Consider the following 5994-nt stretch of genomic DNA (forward strand, 5'->3'; position numbering starts at 1 on the left):
GTCCCTCCCGAACGCAAGCTCATGCGACTCCGGCTGCCCGAGCCGCCTCGCTCGGGCCGAGTCGTGATCGAGCTCGAGAACATCTACAAGAGTTACGGAGGCAACCGTGTGTTCGCCGACGCGTCGCTCGTCGTCGAGCGCGGAGAGCGGCTCGCGCTCGTGGGCCCCAATGGGGTGGGCAAGTCCACGCTCATGAGGCTTCTCTCGGGAGTGGAGCCGCCGGACTCTGGGGCGGTGAAACCCGGACACAACGTCGAGCGCGCTCATTTCAGCCAGGATCGATACGATCTCGACCCGAACCGTACGGTCCTCGAGAACCTGGCCGAGGGCGCACCCATCGACATGGTGCCCAAGCTTCGGAACATCCTGGGTGCGTTTCTCTTCCAGGGCGACGACGTCGACAAACGGGTCAAGGTGCTCTCGGGAGGCGAGAAGAGTCGTCTCGCGCTCGCTCGGCTCCTGCTCAGACCCGCGAATGTCCTGCTCCTCGACGAGCCGACCAACCATCTCGACCTCGACTCGAAGGAAATCCTCCTCGACGCCCTCAAGGCTTACCAGGGCACGCTCGTCTTCGTCTCACATGATCGCTACTTTCTCGACCAGCTCGCCACGAAAGTTGCCGAGGTTGGCAATGGCGGGATCGAGCTTCACTGGGGCGGCTATCCGGACTTTCTGCGTGCCAAGGCACGCGCGCTCGAGCCCGAGCCGGCCCCCGAGCTTCCTCGCTTCGAGCTCGAAGAAGAGGACGAGCCGGTCGAAGCGGCACCGCCGAATCTGCCCGCGGGTACGCTGTCGAAGAACAAAACCCGGGCGCTCCAGGAGCGAGTGGAGGAGCTCGAGAAGCGGATCGCCGAGACCGAGATCGGAATCGAGAGTCTCGAGGCTCGAATGAGCGTTCCCGGTTTCTACGACGACCCGATCGCCTCCGAGCCCATCGTCTCGACCCACGAAAAACTCAAACGGGAGCTCGTGGCGCTCGAGAAGGAGTGGGAGGAAGTCTCGGAGAAGGTTCCAGGCTAGCGGCTTATCAGCGAACTAGCCGCGCCTGGACTCCAAAACCACCGGGGGTCGCCATCGGGCCGATCTCGATTCGCGAATCGGCGATCTCGAGCGACAACGACCGACCCACCAGGATCCCGACCGTCGCCCCGAAGACGACGTCACTGAGGTAATGGGCTCCCTCGTTCAGGCGGGAAGCACCCACGTAGCCCGCCACCGCATAGGCGGGAACGCCGACTTTCCATCCGTAGCGTCGATGGAGCACCGTCGCCGTCGCGAAAGTCCCGGACGCGTGGCCCGATGGAAACGATCGCTGATTGGATCCGTCGGGTCGCTCGCGTGATACGGCCACTTTGAGGCCGAACGTGAGCGACTGGGTGACGATCTGCGCGCGCACGAGCTCGCGGCCGAGCGTCTCGGCCCCTGGGCTCGACGCGAGCTTCCCCACACCCCAGATTGCAGCGGCGCCGCCAACTTGAACGAGAGCGCCACCCAGGATCTCGCCCGCCTCGAAGGCGTTGTCGAGTCCCGTCCCTCCGTTGATCTCGGAGTTGAAGCTGCCGTTCGCGATCTCATCGTCGAGGGTACTGGCGGCAAGACTCGCGCCGCCGCCCCCGGCGAGGACGAAAAGATTGTCTTTTTTCGTAAAGACGTCCCCGAAATCTCTACCGATCTGACGAAAGAAGTTGGGTGAGGGCTCGGGGCGCTCCGGAGTCGCTTCCTGCGGGCTCGCGGTCGCCGCTCGAGCACCGAGAGTCGAATCCCGGGCTTCGTCGTCGGCCGAGACGCAGACGCTCAGGAACAAAAAGACCCCGCCGAACCGTAGGCCTAGAGTTGCTGTTCCCACTGGAGATCGGTTGCCCCTTTCAACGTTTCTCGAATCTGAACGGAGCTCGGATCTAGTTCCGCCAGGTGTACTGGAGCTTCACCAGCAGCTCGTTGGAATCGTATTCCCAGATCCGGGTCATCGGGTCGCTGAGCGAGCGCTGGAGGTTGTGGTTGTAGACGACGAACAGATCCCCGAGGGGATCGAACGTCCAGCGCATCCGGGTGTTCGTTCCCAGCGACTCGCTCTCGTTGTCGTACTGGATGAAGCTGCTGAAATTCAGATCCGCGGATACCTTGACCGCGAACCGGCCGCTGTACAAGTTTTGCGTGAAGTCTCCATCCGGAAGCGAACCGATGTTGCGCTCGGCTCCGAGCTCCACCGAGATGAGAGGCCAGTTCAGAAAGAGCGTTCCTATGAATGACTCGAGATCGCCCCCGTAGAATTGACCGAACGCGTATCGGAGCTCACCGCTCACCCGGCGCTTGTCCGCCAGAGCTCCGGCAACGTGGTAACGGTTCCAGGTGTAGGAGCCCGCTTCGACGGTCACGACTTTTTCCTCGCTCTCGAAGAGCTCGAAATCCTCGTCGGGCCGGTCCCCTTCGGGCGACCAGCCGACCTCGAAGCTGTCGCCGCTCTCGAGGAGCCAGTTCACCGGAACGATACCCACGTGGTAGCTCTCCCATTGATTCTCCAGATCGTTGACGAGATAGAACGACGCCTCGTGGAACATCTGCCGCACGAGTGCCCAGTTGGGCCGGGGAGCGAAATCCACACCCCCTTCCCAGATATGCACGCCGCTTCGAGGCACGAAACCGAGCGAGGGGTCGAAGCCGTCGTCGAGACGGGTGGAGGTGATCGACATATCCAGCAAGTCGTTGGGGTAGTCGACGGAGAACCCGTAGGCGTTTTTGCGCTCCTCGAAATCCTCACGGTTGGTAGTCGCCCCGAAAAAGCTGGCGATGAGATTCTTCTCTCCGCGGAATTCCGACGTCTGGTAACGAAAGTCCGCTCCCGTCAACCAACTCCCGGTCCGGCCGATTTGATCTCCCGCGGTGGCGATCATGCCGACGGAAGATTCCGCCAGGATGTTCTGCCGGATGCGTACCGAGCCCATGGTCGCCTCCCCGAGGTCGAGACCCGACACGTTGCGCGTCCGCACCACGAGCGCGCCGACGTTGGTATTGCCCACCCGGCCGTTCACTTTGCCGCCGACGTCGATCGGGATCTGGAGGCCGTCGCCCCCCCCTTCTCCCTCTTCGAACAGGAGGCCGATGCGACGGCTGTAAAAAGGTACCATGGTTTCGTCCAGGCCCCAGCCGAATTGAAAGATATCCGACCCCTCGAGGAAGAACGTCCGCTTCTCCGGGAACTCAATCTCGAATCGCGTCAAGTTGGTTTGACGGGCGTCCACTTCGGTCTCGGCAAAATCCGTGTTGACCGTTACCGACGACAGAAGATTGGGACCGAGTCTCTGAGTCACGTCGAGGCTCGGGTCGCCGGTGAGCTCCCGATCCGCGTCGGGAGATTCTTTGGAGGCGCCCCCGGTAATGGCGGGACGAATGCTCAAGCCCCAGCCGAAGTCGAAGTCCGGAAGCTCGGTCAGGAGTCCGGCACGGCTCGTTTGCGCGACCTCGTAATCCTGGCTGGCGCCGGACCAGCGGCTGGTCTCCTGCAGACGCTGCACCCGCCGTTCGAGGTTGAAGCCCCAGTTGATGAGCCCTTTTCGATAACCGATGCTCTTGATGGGAATACGGATCTCCGCCGTCCAACCTTCTTCGTCTCGGGTAGTCTTCGCTTCCCAGACGGCATCCCAATCGCTGTTCACGTCTTCGCCCTGGGAAATCACCAGACCATCGAAGCGGGCAGCATTGGGATTGATGGCAAACACGTAGCCAGTGCGATTATCGAGAAACGTATCCAGGACGATGGTGATGTGATCCTCGTTGTCGAGCTCGTCGTCTCTCGCTTTGGAAAAGGCGACAATGCCCGCGGGATTGGGATCGTGGCAGGCGACGCCGATGATCAGCTCGTCGGGATTGCCCAGAACCCGGATGATGGTCTCTCCCGCCGGCTCCCCGCCTTCCTCGGGCTCGACCACGACCAGATTCTCGCTGGACTCAGCCGTCGCCCAGGCAGGCTCGGACAGCACGCCATCCAACTGAACGTCTTCTCTGGCGATGAAACCGACCCGGAGCCGGGGTCGCTCGATGGGCTCTTCCGCTTCTTCTTCCTGTTGGGATGCCTCCTCGGCGGCGGGCTCTTCGGGCTCCTCGCCAGACTGTGCAAACGCTTGAGTGACGAACGTCAAAAAGAAGGCAAGAGGTACAAAAATAGAGAAGAAGTAGTTCCGACGCTGCATATGCCCCCCAAGATACGCTACTACCTCGAGACGAGGTTGGGCCACGGCTGAGGAATGTCAAGTGTAATCCGCGATACTCGTTCTGACAAGTGGAATATTACTCGCCGGCGCATTTGTCCCGCGACTCTCTTCGTGCGTGGGGGAAGGCCGACAGTTCAGTTGTCGGGGAATACCCCCGCTGAGACTCCGTCTTGAAATCTCGAGACCGACGCATCACGAACGGATAGTCGCAAATTCGGATGCGGGCGTGGTTACCGGAAGGAAACGAGCAAGTAACGAGGGCGTAAAAACCGATGGAGCGTCACGCCGACGCCAGGTGGCGTACGCTTTGTTCTTGATCGTCGATGGGACCGACTCTATGATTCCTCGAGGATGTGAGCGTCGGCCTCGAGCGCGGTTCTCGAGGCTGCGAGGCGTCCCTGCCCGCCACACGTCGATACCGACTCGACCGTTCGTGAGATTGCCAAAAAGGTGTGGGAGTAGGAGTCATGGATACAAAGTACGACGGCAGGTCCCGGACGATGGTGGCCGCCTGTTTGGGATGGTTCGCCTGCAGCACCCCTCCTCCGGAATCGAGGAGCGCGGCTACCGAAGTCGTGCTCGAAGGCATCGCGATCAGCGAGGCGGCGCGATTCGTCGTGAGCCCGTCCGAGTGCACGACCCTCGACGCGACGCCCGACGGTCGGTTCGTACATATCGCGTGCCCCGTGGACGCTCCGCGAGGGAAGAGCGACGCATTCGTTTCGAGCGTCGCGGTCGTTCGCCACGACACCGGTTCGGATACGCCCTTCGTCGAATCGATGGCGACCGACTTGGGCGGGGGAGAGATCACCGACGTGGCCGTGGCTTCCGACGGGTCCTTTTTTGTCGTCAACATTCGCGAAGACGATGTGAATCACGTCAATTGCCTCCTCGTGATGCGAGATGGACAGGTCGGACAGAAGATCGACTTGAAGGCCCGCGCCGACGGGATTGGCCTTTCACCGGACGACAGGCTGCTCGTGGTTGCGGTCGAGAAAGGCGCCGCCATCGAGATCTACGACACCTCCGAGGCCGCCTCCAATGTCGTCCTCGCGGCCGTCGTCGACAGGGAGGCGATGCTTCCCTACTTCGACGGTGAGGAAGCCCGACTCGAAAGGGATGACATCGAGCCCGAGTCCGTCGCTTTCAGCGCCGATGGGAGGCTCGCTCTCGTCTCTCTCCAGGAACAGTCCTCCATAGCCCTAGTCAACCTCGAAAGACTGATCGAGGCGCGCGCGAGCGGAGGCGGCTCGCCACGAGCCCCCGAGGAAGTCGGGGCTCTTTCCCTGGAAGGCGTCGTACACCTGCCTTTCGGCTTCAAGAACGAGCGCGGGAGGCTGGTCGGTGTGGAGCCCGACGGGCTCAGCGTGAGCCCGGATGGGACGTTCGCGGTCACGGCCAACGAGGCGAGTACCCACACCCTGCAAGGTATCTCTGTCATCGATTTACGAAGAGGAGCCACCCAGGTCCCCGAGCCCCTCACTTTCTGCATCTTCGACATCGACCCGAGCCTGCTCGATGGCACAGGGGTCGGCGCGGCCGATGCATGCCAAGCTCAGAAAGGAAGCCCGCCGCCGGCCTATCATGACAATATTCCTCGAGTAGATCCCAACAACACCGTGATCCTGGACCGAGGGGGAAGGACCATCGCCGCGATCAACATCGAGCGGAGCGCGAACGAGCGAAGACAATCGGGCTCGGTGCTCTTCGTCGACATGGACGGAGTTCTGGACGGGAGAGCGAAGCCGGCTTTCCTCGCGCGCAAGGAGGTTAGCCCCAACGCGGG

At 62.0% G+C, this 5994-nt stretch carries 4 protein-coding genes; 2 read left to right on the top strand and 2 right to left on the bottom strand.

The genetic code is table 11. From position 1 onward, the window contains the following. Nucleotides 1-1020, top strand: a 1020-nt coding sequence (locus VEK15_29865; protein HXV64942.1) for an ATP-binding cassette domain-containing protein, incomplete at its 5' end; no start/stop codon positions are given. 7 nt (nucleotides 1021-1027) lie between these two features. Here the strand turns inward: VEK15_29865 and VEK15_29870 are convergent. Both VEK15_29870 and VEK15_29875 read right to left on the bottom strand, forming a co-directional pair. After that, nucleotides 1028-1846 (bottom strand): phosphatase PAP2 family protein, encoded by an 819-nt coding sequence (locus VEK15_29870; GenBank protein HXV64943.1) that lies wholly within the window; start codon nucleotides 1844-1846, stop codon nucleotides 1028-1030. 52 nt (nucleotides 1847-1898) lie between these two features. Then, on the bottom strand, nucleotides 1899-4187 hold the full coding sequence (locus tag VEK15_29875) for a DUF5916 domain-containing protein (GenBank protein ID HXV64944.1): 2289 nt from the start codon (nucleotides 4185-4187) through the stop codon (nucleotides 1899-1901). A gap of 488 nt (nucleotides 4188-4675) precedes the next feature. Between VEK15_29875 and VEK15_29880 the strand changes: the two genes are divergently transcribed. Beyond that, nucleotides 4676-5994, top strand: a 1319-nt coding sequence (locus tag VEK15_29880; protein ID HXV64945.1) for a hypothetical protein, incomplete at its 3' end; no start/stop codon positions are given.

The sequence above is a fragment of the Vicinamibacteria bacterium genome (assembly GCA_035620555.1).
Taxonomy (GTDB): domain Bacteria; phylum Acidobacteriota; class Vicinamibacteria; order Marinacidobacterales; family SMYC01; genus DASPGQ01.

Bases quoted from the DNA above. Each gene is read 5' to 3' on its own strand.
- VEK15_29875 (HXV64944.1), bottom strand. From the start codon at position 4,187: ATGCAGCGTCGGAACTACTTCTTCTCTATTTTTGTACCTCTTGCCTTC.